This window comes from Aromatoleum sp. (genome assembly GCF_035254505.1).
Lineage (GTDB): Bacteria > Pseudomonadota > Gammaproteobacteria > Burkholderiales > Rhodocyclaceae > Aromatoleum.
The window spans coordinates 197,749-214,509 of the sequence record NZ_DATFAO010000044.1 but is presented as its reverse complement, the minus strand read 5'-3'; the positions used below and the strand labels follow the sequence as shown (position 1 = coordinate 214,509).

General features: G+C 66.5%; 15 protein-coding genes. 4 read left to right on the top strand and 11 right to left on the bottom strand.

The annotated features are described in order from the left end of the window. Positions 1-11: 11 nt before the first annotated feature. The 3 genes from VJ673_RS07825 to VJ673_RS07815 form a co-directional block, all read right to left on the bottom strand. On the bottom strand, positions 12-1,166 hold the full coding sequence (locus VJ673_RS07825; RefSeq protein ID WP_324125502.1) for a response regulator: 1,155 nt from the start codon (positions 1,164-1,166) through the stop codon (positions 12-14). Continuing rightward, a complete protein-coding gene (locus tag VJ673_RS07820; RefSeq protein WP_324125501.1) occupies positions 1,163-2,632 on the bottom strand; it encodes an ATP-binding protein in 1,470 nt (489 codons plus the stop codon). Before VJ673_RS07820 ends, VJ673_RS07825 begins: the two co-directional genes overlap by 4 nt. 121 nt (positions 2,633-2,753) lie before the next feature. Beyond that, entirely contained in the window at positions 2,754-3,170 is a 417-nt protein-coding gene (locus VJ673_RS07815; RefSeq protein ID WP_324125500.1) for an oxidoreductase, read from the bottom strand. 175 nt (positions 3,171-3,345) lie between these two features. Between VJ673_RS07815 and trmA the strand changes: the two genes are divergently transcribed. Further along, complete coding sequence (gene trmA, locus VJ673_RS07810) at positions 3,346-4,437, top strand: tRNA (uridine(54)-C5)-methyltransferase TrmA (protein ID WP_324125499.1); 1,092 nt, start codon at positions 3,346-3,348, stop codon at positions 4,435-4,437. A 121-nt stretch (positions 4,438-4,558) separates the two neighbouring features. Then, the gene (locus VJ673_RS07805) at positions 4,559-6,187 is read left to right on the top strand and encodes a methyl-accepting chemotaxis protein (protein ID WP_324125498.1); all 1,629 of its coding nucleotides are present in this window, start codon (positions 4,559-4,561) and stop codon (positions 6,185-6,187) included. Between the two features lie 5 nt (positions 6,188-6,192). Here VJ673_RS07805 and VJ673_RS07800 read toward each other — a convergent pair whose 3' ends face one another. Beyond that, entirely contained in the window at positions 6,193-6,534 is a 342-nt protein-coding gene (locus tag VJ673_RS07800; protein ID WP_324125497.1) for a hypothetical protein, read from the bottom strand. A 156-nt stretch (positions 6,535-6,690) separates the two neighbouring features. On the opposite strand from VJ673_RS07800, the gene VJ673_RS07795 reads away from it, so the two are divergent. Then, positions 6,691-7,734: a type I glyceraldehyde-3-phosphate dehydrogenase gene (locus tag VJ673_RS07795; RefSeq protein WP_324125496.1), complete on the top strand. Its 1,044-nt coding sequence runs from the start codon at positions 6,691-6,693 to the stop codon at positions 7,732-7,734. 83 nt (positions 7,735-7,817) lie between these two features. Here VJ673_RS07795 and VJ673_RS07790 read toward each other — a convergent pair whose 3' ends face one another. After that, entirely contained in the window at positions 7,818-8,705 is an 888-nt protein-coding gene (locus VJ673_RS07790; protein ID WP_324125495.1) for a Tim44 domain-containing protein, read from the bottom strand. A 132-nt stretch (positions 8,706-8,837) separates the two neighbouring features. Here VJ673_RS07790 and VJ673_RS07785 point away from each other — a divergent pair, with 132 nt between their 5' ends. Then, the gene (locus tag VJ673_RS07785) at positions 8,838-9,740 is read left to right on the top strand and encodes a LysR family transcriptional regulator (protein WP_324125494.1); all 903 of its coding nucleotides are present in this window, start codon (positions 8,838-8,840) and stop codon (positions 9,738-9,740) included. On the opposite strand, the gene VJ673_RS07780 is transcribed toward VJ673_RS07785, so the two are convergent. The 6 genes from VJ673_RS07780 to VJ673_RS07755 all read right to left on the bottom strand — a co-directional run bounded on the left by VJ673_RS07780 (position 9,707) and on the right by VJ673_RS07755 (position 16,700). Further along, the gene (locus VJ673_RS07780; RefSeq protein ID WP_324125493.1) at positions 9,707-11,251 is read right to left on the bottom strand and encodes an LTA synthase family protein; all 1,545 of its coding nucleotides are present in this window, start codon (positions 11,249-11,251) and stop codon (positions 9,707-9,709) included. The genes VJ673_RS07785 and VJ673_RS07780 overlap by 34 nt on opposite strands. A 6-nt stretch (positions 11,252-11,257) precedes the next feature. Beyond that, on the bottom strand, positions 11,258-12,025 hold the full coding sequence (locus tag VJ673_RS07775; RefSeq protein WP_324125492.1) for an SDR family NAD(P)-dependent oxidoreductase: 768 nt from the start codon (positions 12,023-12,025) through the stop codon (positions 11,258-11,260). Further along, positions 12,022-13,245: a capsule polysaccharide biogenesis protein gene (locus VJ673_RS07770; protein WP_324125491.1), complete on the bottom strand. Its 1,224-nt coding sequence runs from the start codon at positions 13,243-13,245 to the stop codon at positions 12,022-12,024. The genes VJ673_RS07775 and VJ673_RS07770 overlap by 4 nt, the downstream gene beginning before the upstream one ends. A gap of 3 nt (positions 13,246-13,248) precedes the next feature. Further along, a complete protein-coding gene (locus VJ673_RS07765; protein WP_324125490.1) occupies positions 13,249-14,304 on the bottom strand; it encodes a capsular polysaccharide export protein, LipB/KpsS family in 1,056 nt (351 codons plus the stop codon). Beyond that, positions 14,288-15,439 carry a glycosyltransferase family 4 protein gene (locus VJ673_RS07760; protein ID WP_324125489.1) on the bottom strand — a complete coding sequence of 384 codons (1,152 nt, stop codon included), beginning with the start codon at positions 15,437-15,439 and terminating at the stop codon, positions 14,288-14,290. Before VJ673_RS07760 ends, VJ673_RS07765 begins: the two co-directional genes overlap by 17 nt. Before the next feature lie 64 nt (positions 15,440-15,503). Then, a complete protein-coding gene (locus tag VJ673_RS07755; protein WP_324125488.1) occupies positions 15,504-16,700 on the bottom strand; it encodes a polysaccharide biosynthesis/export family protein in 1,197 nt (398 codons plus the stop codon). Positions 16,701-16,761: the final 61 nt, after the last annotated feature.

Here is a 16,761-nt window from a genome sequence, read left to right as displayed (position 1 = left end):
GCCGCGGCGCGTCACGGCAGCGGCGGGTGATATTCGACGAAGCCGAACACGTTGCCGACGATTTCGTCGCCGAGCAGCTGAGGATTCGCATACCAGCGCACCGTGCTGCCGTCGTCTCGCAACACGAAGGTGCCGCTCGAACCCTTGTCGGGCACCGAAAGATGGGCACGGAAGGCTTCCGTGATCTGCTCCGGCGCGAGTGACTGCGCTGCGATCCATTCCAGCATCTTCACGCCGTCGCCGGCGACCAGCAGCTCACGCGGGAAGCGCCACATCGCTTCGAGCCGGTGGTTCATGCGCGTGAGCCGCTGCTCACCGTCGAGCACCAGCAGCCCCTCGGACGTGGCCTCCAGGATCGAGGCCATTTCGGCATTGACGCGTTCGAGCGAGGACTCGATCGCGCGCTCATGCTTCAGGCTGCACGCCAGCACGAGTACGTGTCCGTTCGCGCCGTCGGACGCGTTCGACGTCGTCTTGCGCACCGGCACCCATTCGCCGCTGCGGGTCAGGAACTCGGTCTCGACCGCCTGCATCGGCCGGAAGCCTGACTGTGCGATCTCGTCCCAGTAGTACTGGTCCTGCGGCAGCGGTTCGAAATCGGCCACCGATGTCCCGACGAGCTGCTCCGGTGCGATGTCGAGCAAGACGCCCGCCGCGGCGTTCGCGCTCACGACGCGCCGGGTCGCCGAATCGACCAGCATCACGGCGTCGGGAATCGCATCGATCATCGCCTTGTTGAGCGCTGCGAGCCGTAGGTTCTCGCTCTTCATCTCGTAATGGCTGAAGGCTTCCGCGATATGCCCGCGCAGCAGTTCGTCGTCCCACGGCTTGGTGAGGAACTTGTAGATCGCCCCCTGATTGATGGCAGTTGCGATCGAATTGAGCTCGGTGTAGCCCGACAGCACGATGCGGATCGTCTCCGGGTACAGCTCCTTGACCTTGCCCAGGAACTCCGAGCCGCTCATGTTGGGCATGCGCTGGTCGGTGACGACGACCCCGATCGGTTCGCGCGCGAGGATCTCCAGCCCCTCTGCACCGCCCGGCGCAGTGTGGATGACGTAGCGGTCACGGCGAAGCATCCGGCGCAGCGCAGCGAGGATGCTCTCCTCGTCGTCGACCAGCAGCAGGTGGCGCTGCGGGGCCGCTGCCGGAAGATCGGCGCTCATGACGCCGTCTCACTGACCGCGACTTCATCGGGCGGGCCCGCCACCGGCACGCGCACCGAGAACGCGGTCCCTTCGCCGACCTTGCTCGCGACGCTGAGCGTGCCGTGGTGCTTGCGGATGATGTCCCACGCGATCGACAGTCCGAGCCCCGTGCCCTTGCCGACCGGCTTGGTCGTGAAGAAGGGCTCGAAGATGCGTTGCTGGATGTCGGGGGGAATCCCCTTGCCGGTGTCCGCCACCGTCACGACGACGTCGTCGCCGTCGGTACGGGTGCTGATCGTGATCGTGCCCTTGGTCTCGATGGCATGGGCCGCATTGACCAGCAGGTTCATGAACACCTGGTTGAGCTGCGCGGCGACACAGCGCACCGGCGGCAGGGGGCAGAAGTCGCGGATCACCTCGGTCTTGTACTTCAGCTCGTTCCAGACGACATTGAGCGTGCTTTCGAGCCCCGAATTGAGATCCGCGTGCTGCCAGTCGGCCTCGCCCGCATGGGAAAAGTCCTTCAGGTCGGCGACGATGCGCTTGATGCGGCCGAGTCCGTCCTGCGATTCCTTCAGCAGTTCGAGCACGTCTTCGCGCAGATAGGCGAGGTCGGTGCGCTTCTTCATGTCGGCCAGACGCTGCTGCAGCGCCGGATCCTGCGGCAGCAGCGATTCGAGGCCGGCATAGGTGTCGATTACCTCGAGCAGGTCTTCGACATAGCCCTTGAGCGTCCCCAGGTTGGAATTGACGAAGCCCACCGGGTTGTTGATCTCATGTGCGACACCGGCCGCGAGCTGCCCGATCGAGGCCATCTTTTCCGACTGCAGGAGCTGGCTCTGCGTGAGTTCCATCTTCTTGACGAGGCTCGCGAGCTCGTCCTTGTCCCGACCCAGCTCGGCGGTACGCGCCGTGACCATGCTCTCGAGCGAGCGGTTCATGTCGGTGAGTGCCTGATTGCGGCTCGTGATGATGTAGTACAGGCTGGTCAGCGCGTCGAGCAGCGGTTGCAGCGCGGCCGCGTCCTGCTGCTTGAGGACCTGGCGATGCGCCTCGCGTGCCTCCACGCCGTCTTCCACGAGACGGATCTGCTCGGCCATCAGGCGGTCGGCGCTGAGGATATGGAAGCTCAGCCAACTCGTCAGAAACTGCAGCAGCGCAATCGCCTCGCGCCGTTCGCCGGTCGAATTCTCGCGCACGGCGGTGATTTCGCGCTCGAAGTCGCGGTGCTGGCGGATGTGGTTTGAGATGAAGGCCTTGTCGAGCCGGCGTTCGACCATCAAGGCTTCTTCGTCCGCAAAATGCAGCCGTGTGTACTCGATCAGCTCATCCTGCAGACCTTCCAGCAGTCTGATCGAAGCCGACTCGGGCGACGCGACCACCATCGCCGCATTGTTGATCAGGTCGATCAGCGCCCGGTGCTGTCCATCGATGTGCGTGAAGCCGGTTTCGAACACCGGAGACCATTGGAAGGCCGTGTCCATGCCCTATCTCCATCGAAATTGCTGTCGCCGCTGATCATTATTCCATACGCGCGCCGGAAGGGTTGTATTCCTGAATGACATATTTTTCGACGCAGGGGCGTCGGCGGTGGCAGGAATATCATCAAGCGTCGCGCGGGCGGGCGCGCAACAACAGGCTCTTTTCTCCGTGCAGGATCTTGAGCAGTTCGCTTCGCGCGACGTCGCGCTCCAGACCTTTGGTCACCAGCCCTTCGACCAGTTCCCCGAAGCGCGCCCGACGTTTGCGGCCGGCTTCGGTGTTGTCGCGGCGGTCGTTGAAACTGTCCATCAGCGTCGAGCCGCAGACGCAATTGCGAAAGAGATCCACGATCACGTTGCCGTCGTCGTCCCGGCTTTGCTTCAGCCCGCTGCGGCCGTCGCCGACGCGCTGGGTCTGGGTGATGTAGTCCTGGACGGTCTCGTAGCGTCGGCCGCACATCCGGCACTGTTTGGGAAATGCCCCGGCGGCAATTTCGCGGAGTCCGGCATACAGGGATTCGTCGGTCAGGCTCGGGGGCACGGTGATTTCCTCTGTCAGACGTGCGAGCGGGACGAGGTTCAGGATGGATCATAGCGCAGCCGGCCTGACGTGGCCGGCTGACGAGCGTATATTCCGGTCTCCGCCGCGGACTCCGGGCACCTGACGCGCTCGACGCAGCCCCCGGAACCGCACAGACCTCCGTACCCCTCGCACCATGCCCCTGCCCAGCTTCGATCCCGCCGAATATCCGTCCCAGCTCGCCGAAAAGGTCGCCCGTTTCACCGCCGACTTCGCCCCCCTCGGTGTTCCGGCGCCGGAAGTCTTCCAGTCCGAACCGCTGCACTACCGCCTGCGCGCCGAATTCCGCCTATGGCACCACGGCGGCCGCGTCGATTACGCGATGTTCGATTCGGAGGACCCGAAGACGCCGGTGCTGCTCGACGATTTCCCGCCTGCCGCGGCACCGATCGCCGCGGTGATGCCGCGGCTGCGCGAGCGGCTGCAGGCCGACGAGGTCCTCAAGCGCAAGCTCTTCCAGGTCGACTTCCTCGCGACGCTGAGCGGCGAGCTGATGGTGAGCCTCGTCTACCACCGCGCGCTCGACGAGGCCTGGGAGACCGCCGCATGTGTGCTCGCGGCCGAGCTGGGCGTGCAGCTCATCGGGCGCAGCCGCAAGCAGAAGATCGTGCTGGACCGCGACTGGCTGCTCGAGGAGTTCGAGCTCGACGGCCGTCGTCTGCGCTACCAGCAGATCGAAGGCAGCTTCACCCAGCCCAACGGCGGCGTGAACCGCCAGATGCTCGGCTGGGCGCGCCGCCAGGCCGCAGGCGCGGGCGGCGACCTGCTGGAGCTCTACTGCGGCAATGGCAATTTCACGATCGCGCTGGCGCCGCTCTTCGACCGCGTGCTCGCGACCGAAGTGAGCAAGTCCTCGGTGCGCGCCGCGCACTACAACCTCGAAGCGAACGGCATCGACAACATCACGATGGTGCGCATGTCGAGCGACGAGATCAGCGATGCGCTCGCCGGCGGGCGCGAGTACCGCCGCATGAAGGACGTCGGCCTCGCCGACTACCGCTTTACGACCCTCTTCGTCGACCCCCCGCGCAGCGGGCTCGACGAGGCCACGGTGAAGGTCGCGCGCGGCTTCGACCGCATCCTCTACGTCTCGTGCAATCCGCAGACGCTGCGCGACAACGTCGCCGCCCTCGCGGATACCCACGAAATCGCCGCCGCAGCGGTGTTCGACCAGTTCCCGTATACCCATCACCTGGAGTGCGGACTGGTTCTCAGCCGGCGTACTTAAGCAGAGCGGGGAATTGCAAATGCGATTCCCCGGTCTACGATGAAAAACCGGCCGGCATCATGCAGGGTGATGACGGCGCGCCGGACTGTGATCCGCAAACCTTCTTGAGGGGAGGCTCGCCATGGAATGGTTCGACAACGTCAGCCTGCGCGCCAAACTGCTGATCACGCTCGGTGTCTCCTGTGGAGCGCTGATCCTCGCAAGCGTCTTCTGCCTCTTCCAGCTCGACAAGGTCATCCGCAACTCGCAGGAAATCGCCGGCACCTGGCTGCCGTCGATCCAGCAGGCCGGGCGCATCAGTCAGGAGCGCCTGCGCTATCGCGTGCGCAGCCTCGAATTCATGCTCCCCGGCAGCGCCGACGAGAAGGCGAAGATCGAGAAAACGCTCGGCGAGCTGGAGGAGTCGGTCGAGAAGTCGATCAGCGAGTACGAACCGATGATCGTGTCGCCGAGCGAGCGCCAGATCCTCGACGAGATCCGGCAGACGGTGGGCGCCTATCGCGATGCGGTCAGGAAGGGCGTCGCGCTGACCAAGGAGGGCAAGGAAGACGAGGCTCAGGCCTTGCGCCGCGACGAATGGGTGACGCGCGCCAACGCCTTGCGCGACAAGACGGACGCCCTCGTGAAGTTCAACCGCGACGGGTCGGAAGCGTCGAACCAGGCCATCGCCCGCCATGAGCGCGATGCCTACGTCGGTACCGTCATCGCGGTGGCCATCGGGCTCGCGATCGCGGCGCTGGTGTCCTACCTGATCTCGCGCCGCATCATCGTCCGCGTCCAGGCGGCGGCCGACACCGCGCGGCGGATCGCCGGCGGCGACCTCCAGGGCGCGATCGCCGGCGGCGGCAAGGATGAAATCGGACGGCTCGTGGAGTCGATGCGCGACATGCAGGAGTCGCTGCGCTCCGCGATGGCGGAGACGCGCCACAACGCCGCCCGGATCACCGAGACCTCGCACGACCTTGCCGACAACGTCGGGCAGCTCGAACGCACTGCGGACGCGCAGGCGCAGGCCGCGACCTCGATTGCCGCCAACATCGAGCAGCTCACGGTGTCGATCAACCACATTTCCGAAGCGACGACCGACGCGAGCCGCCTCGCGGACGACTCGGACCGCCTCGCCGAGACCGGCCGCACGACGATCGAACGGCTCGTCGGCGAGATCCAGGACGTCGCGCTCACGGTCGAACGCGCCGCCGCGCAGGTCACCGAACTCGCCGAGCAGTCGCAACACATCTCGCAGCTCGTCGGCGTCATCAAGGAAATCGCCGACCAGACCAACCTCCTCGCGCTCAACGCCGCGATCGAGGCGGCGCGGGCGGGCGAACATGGGCGCGGCTTCGCCGTCGTCGCCGACGAAGTGCGCAAACTCTCCGAACGCACCGCGAATTCGACGACCGAGATCACCGCGATGGTCGCGTCAATCCAGAACGCGACCCATCAAGTCGTCGACGGCATTCAGTCGGGCGTGCACGCGGCGAATTCGAGCGTCGATCACGCCCGCGAAACGGGGGATGCCATCCTGACGATCCAGAGCAAGGCGAGGGAGGTCGCGACGGTCGTGTCCAGCGTGGCCGAAGGCTTGCAGGAGCAGACGGCGGCGGCGAACGACGTCGCCAAGCGCGTCGAGCAGATCGCGGCCAACGCCGAGGCGTCGAGCAGCGCGACCTCCAGCACCGCGACGTCGGCCCGCACGCTGAGCGGTATTGCCGACGAAATGCAGGCGATGGTGAGCCGCTTCCGCGTCTGAGCGCCTCAGTCCTTTTTCGACGGAGGATCGGGCCGATCGGCATCCTCGAGCGGATAGGAGTCCGCAAAGTAGGCTGGCCCTTTCATCACCAGGAAGATGCCGCAGGCGATCGCGAGCGTGCAGACCGCGGTCCAGGTCAATAGCGCCACGCTGATGCCAATGATGTCGGCCGTCGTGATGCTGGCGGTCGGGTCGGCACCCAGTCCGGCCGCGGCCATCGCCCGGGCGAGCAGCGGGGGCAGGCTGGCGATCATGCAGCCGCCGACGAAAACCAGCGGGAGCCGGCGGAGCAGCGCGCGCTCGAACGCCGTATTGGCGGCCTTGCGGCCGTGGGAAGTGGAGTTCATGGCGGCTCCTGTCGGGGTTGGGGGTGTCCGACGGTCCTTCGACTGCGACCTGCCGGCGTGATGCTTCGACGCTCCAGTCAGCGGATGATTCCACGTCCTTGCCGATCGATACATCGATTCGTGCATCCGCGCGACATTTCCGCTAGTGTTCGACCCATGACCTTCCGTATTGCCATCAATGGCTACGGCCGCATCGGCCGTTGCTTCCTGCGCGCCCTGCACGAGTCGCCGCTGCGCAACGACCTCCAGATCGTCGCGATCAACGAGCCGGCGGACATCGACAGCATGGCCTACCTCACGCGCTTCGACTCGACCCACGGCTGCTTCCCCGGCACGGTCGCGGTGCGCGACGACGTGCTCTACATTGACGACAAGCCCATCGTCGTCTCGCATGCGACCACGCCCGACGGCGTCGACTGGCAGGCGCTCGACATCGACGTGCTCGTCGAAGCCTCTGGCCGCTACCGCTACCGCCACGAACTCGACGCCTTCCTCGACGCCGGCTGCCGCCGCCTGCTGCTATCGCACCCCGGCCACAGCGCCGCGGACGTCGACCGCACCGTCGTGTTCGGCATGAACGAGAGCTCGCTCACCGGCGAGGAGCGCCTCGTCTCCGCAGGCTCCTGTACGACCAACGCCATCGTCCCCATCCTCGCGATCCTCGACGAGGCCTTCGGCATCGACCACGCACTCACCACCACGCTGCATTCGGTGATGAACGACCAGCCGCTGATCGACGGCTACCACCACACCGACCTGCGCATGACGCGCTCGGCGATGCAGTCGATGATCCCCGTCGACACCGGCCTCGCGCGCGGCATCGCCCGCCTGCTGCCGGCGCTCGCGGGGCGCATCGAAGCGAAGGCGATCCGCGTGCCGGTGCCGAACGTCTCGGCGATCGACCTCGTCGTTACGATGAAGCGCGCCGTCACCGCGGAGGATATCAACGCCCGCCTGCGCGCCGCCGCCACCGACGGCAGCGTGCCAACGCTCGCCTACTCCGATGCCCCGCACGCCTCGATCGACTTCAACCACGACCGCCACTCGGCGATCCTCGACGGCAGCCAGACCCGCGTGAGCGGCGACCGCCTCGCCAACCTGCTGATCTGGTTCGACAACGAATGGGGCTTCTCGAACCGCATGGTCGAAGTCGCCGCCTTCTGGGCGCAAAGGCTCGGCCGGCGCGTCGGCGGCGCGTAGACGCAAAAAGGGCCGGTGCAGCGCGGGGGCGCTGGCGACCGGCCAAGGGATGAGCGGGGGCAGGGGAACCCCCGCGAGCGTGATCAGTTCAACTGCTGCACGCCGGCAACGACCCAGCCGCGATTGCCGTCGGTCGGCTTCGTCAGGTGCCAGATCTCGTCGAAGCGTTCGGCGGGGCCGTTTACCTCTTCGCGGATCAGGCCGCCGAAACGCACGCTGACGATGTAGCGCTGCGCTTCCTGTTCAAAGTCGATGATCTCGGCGTGGAGATCCAGCACTTCGGTGTGCTGCTTCGCGCTGCCGCGCTCGGCGATCTGCATCTGCAGTTCGGCGAATACTTCCGGCGACACGAACTCGCGCAGGTCGGCCACGTTGCCGGCGTCGTTCGCCGCCTGCAGGCGGATGAAGTTCAGCTTGGCTTGGCGCACGAAGCCTTCGGCGTCGAAATCAGCGGGAAGGGCCCGTTGCGCAGCACCGCCCGTTGCAGCCGCAGTGGCCGCAGCCGGAGCCGAGGAGGACATCACCGGCTCCTCATGCGCCATCCGCGACATGCCGCCACCCGCGCCCATTCCCGCATACTGCATCGGCGACTCGGCGGCGCGCTTGCGTGCCGCGAACATCCGGACCGCCACGACGACAGCCATCACCAGCAGCGCGATCAGCAGCATGCTGCCCATCTCCTCGCCGAAACCGAAGTGCGACGCGAGCGCGGCGAGACCCAGACCCGCAGCGAGACCGGCCACCGGGCCGAGCCAGCTTCTACGCGGCGTCTGTGGAGCGGTCGTTGCAGCGCCGGGGGACTGCGTCGGCGTAGTGGCCGTGCGCGCCGGCGGTGCGGTCGGTGCCGTTGAAGGGGTGCTGCGCTGCATGCCGAAGGACTGGCTGCTGCCAAGGCGCTTCGCTTCGGCATCGGGTGCCGCAGCGCCAACGCTCAGAACGAGCGCAAACAGGGCCAACAGAATGCGTTTCATGATGTTCGTGACTCCTTGGGTTCTTCGAATGGACCTGCCGTAGCAGATCGGTACGGCAGGATAGACTATCCGTTGACTTCGAATGAAGCTGAGTTTTAAGTAGCGATACTACGAAAAAACGGAAATTACGCGATGCAGCCGCTCAACTATCGACATCTCTACTACTTCTGGGTTGCAGCGAAGGAAGGCGGCATCGCGCGCGCCGCCGAGCGGCTCGGCATGGCGGTGCAGACGGTCAGCACGCAGGTGCGCGAGCTCGAACGCGAGCTGGGGTATGCATTATTCCGTTCGGCCGGCCGCGGCGTCGAACTCACCGAGGCGGGTACGACAGCCGCGCGCTTCGCCGAGCAGATCTTCCAACTCGGCGAAGCCCTGCCTGCCGCCGTGCAGGACGCCGCCACAGCCCAAGGCCTGCGCCTCGCCGTCGGCATCTCCGACGCCCTGCCCAAACTCGCGGTGCGCCACCTGCTGCAGCCCGCCACACAGACCCCCGACCTGCGCCTGCTGTGCCACGAAGGCGACTTCGACGACCTCCTCGCCGACCTCGCACTGCATCGCCTCGACGTCGTCCTCGCCGACCGCCCCGCGCCGCCCAACCCCAACCTACGCGTCTTCAGCCACCGCGTCGGCCGCGCCTCCGTCGCGTGGTATGCGCCCGCTGCCGTCGCATCCGCCGTCCAGCGCCCCTTCCCGGCCTGCCTCGCCGACCTGCCGCTGCTGCTGCCCACCGCCGACTCGGCACTGCGCGGCCGCCTCGACGACTGGCTCGCCCGCCACGGCATCCGCCCGCAGATCGTCGGCGAATTCGAAGACAGCGCGCTGCTCGCCACCTTCGGCGAAAGCGGCTTCGGCGCCTTTCCTGCGCCGGAAATGTCGTCGGAGGAACTGACCGGAGCGCGCGGGCTCACATTGATCGGGCGCAGCCCGGATGTCGTCGAGCATTTTTATGCGATTTCGGCGCAGAGGAAAGTCGAGCATCCGGCGGTGCGGAAACTGCTCGATCAGGCGGGGGATCTTTCGGATGCAGTCGCATAGCCGATGATCCGGCTCACGGGCTCGGCCGCGGCAGCGAGCAGTCGCCGTCCGAGAGCCTCGACGGGGATGGCGTGGGCCGTCGGCGTCGCTGGCGGCAGGGTGCTCCAAAGCACGTAGTCCGTTTCGCCGGCCGGGCGCGCGAGTTCACGGTACACGGTCGGCATGATAGGCACATGGTCGCCGTACCAGCACAGCAGGCCGGGGCGGGCGAGCCGCACCAGCGTTTCGCGCAATCGCGCGACCATGCGGTCGGCGTTGCGCAGATGCCGCAGGTACACCGTCAGATCCTCACAGCCGGGCGGAGGCGCCGTCGTGTAGTGCGCGACGACATCCTCCGGCCCTGTCTTCTCGAGATGCAGCGGGCCGTGGTTCTCCATCGTGATCACGAAGACGAAGAGGGGCCCGGTCGCCGTGGCGAGAAGCTCCGACACCTTCGTCGCCACCGCTTCGTCACCGATGTAGGGGCCGCAGCGCGCCGCTTCGGGGAAGGCCCGGATGTCGATGAATTCATCGAAACCGAGCAGCGGATACACCCTGTCGCGGGCGTAGAAGCCGGCCGGGTAAGGATGCACGCAGACCGTGCGGTAGCCGCGTCGCCGGAGCACTTTGACGAGGCTCACGACGCCCGCCCGCGCCGCCTGGCGATAGGGATTGAAGCGATGCACCCCCAGGGTTTTCGCGTCGATTCCGCTGAGGAAGGCGAACTCGCTGCGCACCGTGTTCGCGCCCCAGGCGGGCACGGAGAGCTTGCCGTGCGCGACCGAGTCGCGCTTCAAAGCATCGAAGGCGGCGAGCACGTCGGGGCGAATGCCGTCGAACAGCGGACGCGGGTCGAAGAAGGATTCGCTCTGTACCGCGATGATGTGCGGGTGTTCCGCGCCGGGCGCGGGCGGCGGGAGGTCGGCGAATCGATCGGGTAGCGGCGGGACGCGGCGTTCGGCGCATCCGTATGCCCACAGGCAGGCGAGCAGCCCGAATGCGTCCAGGTCAGCGTCGGCGTCGTAACGCACCGCCGGCCCGCGCCGCGCGACCATCGTCAACAGCGTTCCTGCGATAGCCCAGGCAAGTAGCCCGCCGAACTGGCCGGACAACGCAAAGCGGTCGACGGGCACCGTTTCGAGCCACAAACCCGTTGCGACCGCGGCGACGAAACCGGCCGCTGCGCCCAGCGCGTTGCCCCAACCGAGGAAGGGGATATAGAGCCGCGGGTGGCGGATGGCGTCCGTGAAGTACTCGAAATCCTGGAACACGAAGGGCTCTTCGAGCGAGTGGTACTTCGCGTTATTCACGAGCACGATCAGCAACAGCAGCGCAGACGTCGCCGCGGCGGCAAACCAGGGCCGCCCGAGCACGAGGCACAGCGGCACGAAGGTCAGCAGCCACAGCCCGCAATGCAAGGCCAAGCAGCCGACCGGCCGGCGCCACACTGAGCCCGGCCGCGGCTGCATGGCCGCCTCGATGCCGAACGAGAGGGCCAGCCCGACGACGGGGGCGAGCACGATGGACGTCATCCGCGCCTACCCGTGGTAGCCGAACAAACGGACGAGCCGCACCGACAGGCCCGCCGGCAGCGCGGCCAGGAACCAGGTGCCGAGATTGAGCGGGAAGGGGAAGGTGATGCGCGCGCGGTCCCGTTCGAGTCCACGACGGATCGTTCGTGCCGCGCGCCCGGGCGTCCACAGGAAAGGTTTCGGCCCGGGCATCGCATTGCACATCGGCGATTCGACGTAGCCCGGCATCACGACATTCACCCGCAGCCCCTCCGGGCCCAGCCAGCCGCGCAGCGCTTCGCCGTAGGCCTTTACAGCCGCCTTGCTGGCGCTATAGCTCGGCGTCACCGGCAGGCCGAAATAGCCTGCGAGCGAACTGATCAGCACGATCTGGCCGTGACTGCGGCGGCGCATCGCGGGCACGAAGGCATCGACCAGCGCGACCACCGAACGCAGGTTCAGCGCGAACAGCGCCTCGCTGTCCTCCCAGCGTTCGCCGGCGCCGTCCGGGCCGATGTCGATGTTCATGCCAGCGTTGGCGACGAGCAGGTCAACCGCATGGCGCGAGGCCATGTCCAGTGCCCACTCCCGAGCCTGCATGACGTCCCCGAGATCGACACTGCAGGCAATCACGGATGCCCCACGCACCCTGCAATCGGCTGCGATCTGCTCAAGCTGCCCCGCGTTGCGGCCGTGCAGCAGCAAGGTTACGCCGGGGGCAGCGTATTCGCGCGCGAGCGCCCCGCCGATCGCACCGGTCGCACCGGTAATCAGGATGCTGCGCGGCGCGGTCACAGCAACTGCTCCAGCGGCGAGCATTCGGCCGTCAGGACACGGGCGCTGTTCTCCACCGCGAGCGCAATTCCCGGACGGCAGTAGAAACCGCCATTGACCTGCGTCGCGTGCATCACGACGCGCCGGAAACTGCCGACGAAATCCCGGTCCGGCGGTTCGCGGGAGGCCCAGAAATCGTCGAGCGGCGCCTGCGACGTCAGCCCGGGCAGGTTGTAGATCGGATCGCTCAGTGCGACGGTGGGAATACCGAGTTCCAGGGAGACGATGCCAACCGTACTGTTGACGGTAACGACGCCAAGCGAATGTTCGATCAGCGGGCCCAGATTGCCGTCCTCGAAGTAGTCCACTCGATCGGCGACGCCGAAGTCACGCGCATGGCGCCGGATCAGTGCGCGGTAAGGCACCAGGCCCATGTCGAGCGGATGGTTCTTGATCGCGAGCCGGGTGTCGGAGGGCGCGTGCCGGGCAAAGGACTCGAGCACGTAGGTGATCACCTCCTCCATGCCGTCGAAGCGCGAATGATCGCGAATCTGCGCGTCGGTGTTCAGTTGCAGCGGCAGCACGTAATAGCGCACGCCGGAGCTCGCGAGCGCCTCGACGCGCCGCCATTCGCGTCCGCGAATGACGCGCAGCGTCGCGAAACGCTTGAGGTATCCGGCGTATTCGACAGGCGCCGTGATCGACGAGTGGGTGCGATAGCGCGGAAACAGGACCGGATTGAGTGATCCGGCAGCGTGATAGGTCACGTCGTGTGCGGCGCGTACCCAGAACGGCGATCGGAACGTGATCGTTGCGGTGCTTGCTGGCAGACGATGGACCGCTTCGCGGAACCAGTCCGGATCCCGCGGCAGCAGCGAATGGCCGTTCACCCCTTCGCGTTCGAGCGTCACCCAGTGGGGCCGAAAATAGCCTTCCTCGAACACATGGGTGCGCACGCCGCACGCGTCGCCGTGATCGACCGCCGGCCGATGTGCGGGACGTCGATCGCCGAACAGGATCTGGTCGGTGATGCCATTACGACGATACTTGTCGTCGAGGAAATCGCGCAGTGCGTCCGGGGTGCCCCGAAAATTCCATGCCGGACGTCCGCGCCAGTAGGCGAGGTCGCCGCCGTTGAAATTGACGCGGAAGACACCGTGGCCGTCCACCGCCAGCCGATCGGCGAGACGGCCGAAGAAAGGCGTTCCCGGCCCTTGCAGCAGGAGGAAATTGCGTCGCATCGATCAGCGGATCCCGACCACTTGCCGCAACACCATGCGCATCAGCGGGCGCCACCACGGCTGGCGGCCTCCGCTCTTTCCGCGCCAGCTCCGCAGCTGATCGAGCGCCGTTTCGGGCGACACGAGGCCGGCCCCTTGCCGGTCGAAATAGACGGGATAGCGGATCAGCACCCCGGCCACCAGCTCGTCCAGACTCAGCCGTCGCGTACGGCGCGGGCATTCGATGCGGTCTGTCGTCAGCCCCCAGCCCGCGTAGAAGGGCATGCCGTGACAGGTGACGGCCTTGCCGCGCAACAAGGCCTCGAAACCGGCGAGCGAAGTCATGACGTGCAATTCGTCCACCGCTTCCAGCAGCGAATCCATCGAAGTGTCGACGGCAAGCTCGTCGCACCACGCGAGTGCCTCGGACTCGTTCTGTCCGGCCGCACGCAGGCGTGCGACGACATCCGGATGGGGCTTGTAGACAAGGTAAGCCTCGGGATGGGCGGCCCTGACCTCACGCAGCAGGTCCATGTTGCGCCGGATGCCCGGTGCCCCGAAAGCGAGCGACGCGTCGCTCTCCACCTGTCCCGGCACGAGGATCGTGCGCCGCGCGCCGCTCGGTCGCTGCCACGGCTTCGCCGCGAGGTTGTACTTGGTGATGCGCTCGTCCACGATGGCCTCGCCCAGCGCGCGCGCGCGCCGCCGCAGTGCATTGTCGAAGACGCTCGTTTGCAGCACATGTTCGAGGTCCGACACGGCGGTCGCGTCGTAATGCATGCCGCGGCCATCCACCACCCAGGACAGCGGACGCACGAGGTCCGCGCCCAGCCCGACCGAGCGCAGGAATCCATCCTCGATGCGCACCACGCGCACGCGCTGCGCAAGGGGGCCGGGTTCCCGGCGTCCCCACAGCACGAGGCACCCGTCGTCCGGGACCATCGACGTGTCGGAGACGAACTTCACGGTATTGTCGGGAAAACAATGACGGACGAAGGGGCGCTTCCAGTTCGAGAAGTCCAGGGCATGGATCACCGAGGGCAATCCTGCCGCGGAGCCGATTTCAAGCGCGTCGCGCATCGAGCTCCTTCATCAGCTCGTCGACGACCTCGAAGTGCTGCTCCCACGTCGGCGGGGCGAAACCTTCCATGCGCTCGCATTGTGCGAGGCGGGGGGCGCTGTCGGGCTGCGCATAGTCCAGGATCAGGCGCTTCCAGCCCAGGCCATCGATCGGATCGAGATAGTCCGGAATGTCCGCCGCGATCTCGCGGAACACCCCCAGATCGCTTGCGATCACGGGCACGCCCAGCATCAGTGCCTCGACCAGCGGCATGCCGAAGCCTTCCACGAACGAAGGGAAGAGCAGCGCCCGTGCATGCTGCAGCCACGCGGCGAGCTCGGCGTCAGTGCAGGCCGGCCGTTCGACCACGAATCCGCGCAAGGCTTCGCACCGATCGAGCAGGTCGACGATCTGTTCGCATTCCCAGCCGCGCTGGCCGATCACGACGAGACGAGGCGCCTTGTCGCCCAGGAGGTCGACCAGTTCCCGCCACAGATGCAGCAACAGCAGATGGTTCTTGCGCGGCTCGATCGTGCCGAGGACGACGAAATAGGGCTCCTGCAAGGGGCGAGGGGCAGCCGTTCGCGGCAGCTCGCCGGGGGCCAACGATGCGACGACGCAAGGCGGCACCTGGAGCCCCCGGTCGTGTGCATAGCCGTCAAGCTCGTCCGCCGTCGCCTTCGAATTGACAATCAGCCCATGGCCGACCGAAAGCATCGCTTCGAGACGGCGATGGTGCTTGTCCGCCTCGCCCGGCCGGCAGTACTCGGGGTGGGTGATCGGGATCAGGTCGTGCAGGAAGAAGACCGGACGCAGTGTGCGGCGACGGATTTCGTGCGGATAACCGGCGTTGTCCAGGCCGCTGTGTCCGGTATTCAGGATCAGCGAACCATGCCGGCGCCGCCACGAAAACGCATAACCGCGGCCGACGCAGCGCCGGATCCTTGCGCTCCGGTCCCGCATCGGGCTTAGCAAGGCGTCGAACACGGAGCGCGAGTCCCCCGCCCCCAGCTCGATCCAGCGGCCGGCGAATCGCACCAGTGCATGAGCACGGTGATGGAAGTGCCGGAGGTAGGCCAGGCTCACGCGGTCGACACCGGTCGGAAGCCGCCCCTGCAGCATCCGGTCGGCCAGACGCGTGACGTCAATCAGCATCGCGCGACACCCTCACGCGAGGCCCGACACGCGGCGAGCATCGGCACGTGGGCGCTCATGCGAATCAACGGACATTGCCGATCACTTCGAGCGAGCGGATCGAGTAGATCGTCGACGTCAGGATGTTGAGGAACTTGCGAAGTTCCGCTGCCGGAGCGTTCGACACATACATCACATCGTGGTCCCGGACCGGGAAGCCTTGGGCGACGAAGAAGCTGCGCGGATCCTTGAGGTCGACGCGATACACGACGGGGACTTTTCCGTCCGGCGTTGCGGCCGGTGTCTGGATTGCCGAACCGAGCGCGGACGGATCCTCGAAGCGGAAGATGAACACACCTTTCGCATCGGCGCGCTCGTCCTGCAAGCCGCCCGCACGCCCCAAGGCCTGCGCGAGGGTGATGCCTTGAGCTTCGAAAGGCACTTCCTCGTTCTTGCCGGTTGCGCCCAGCACGGTAAAGCTGTGCGTCTGGTGCACGGCGGTCACGACGTCGCCCGGACGCAGGATCACGTTCTGGCGCGGATCCTGGATGACGCGATCCAGAGGCATCGCCTGCACGCTATTGCCGCGGGTAAGCTGGATGGTGGTCTTGCCCACCGGCTGGCGCACACCGCCGGCCGCCGCCAACGCGTCGAGCAGCCGCTCGCCGGATGCCGTCAGCGGCATGCGGACGCTGTTTGCGACTTCGCCGACCACCGTGACATTCGACGTGTTGTTCCGCACCACGCGGACCATCACCTGCGCTTGATTGGCCTTGCCTTTCAGGCGCTTCGTGATCTCGGCCTCGATCTGCTGCGGCGATTTCCCGACCACCGGAATCGCGCCGACGAAGGGCACGCTGATCGTGCCGTTCGCTGCCACCATCTGCTCCGGCAGCGTCGCCGCGTGGTTGGTGACGGACGCGCCCGTTTCCATCTGCACGGAACCGAAAAGCGTGGCCGGAGGCGCTTCCCAGATGGAAATCTCGACGAAGTCCCCTGCGCCGACGGTGTAGGTCGGCAAATCGGTCCCGGCCATCGTTTCCGAGAAGAGCTGACGCTTCTCGGATGCGACCAGGCGACGGGCGACTTCGTTTGAAATGTCCACGAGCGCGATCGGGTAATCCGTCGGCACGCCAGCCGCATCCGCCACCTGGTCCTTCGAGGGCCCGGAGGTGGGCAGCGGGCCCGACATCACCGAGCAGCCGCCGGAAAGTGCGAAGACCATCGCGAGAATGGCGAATCTTGCGCCGAGAAGCGCGCGCTGACTTTGCAGACCTGACATATTGTCTTTACCTGTACGCCTGCCGATCGGCGAGCGATTTCTTGTGATTGATGTGTTTGAT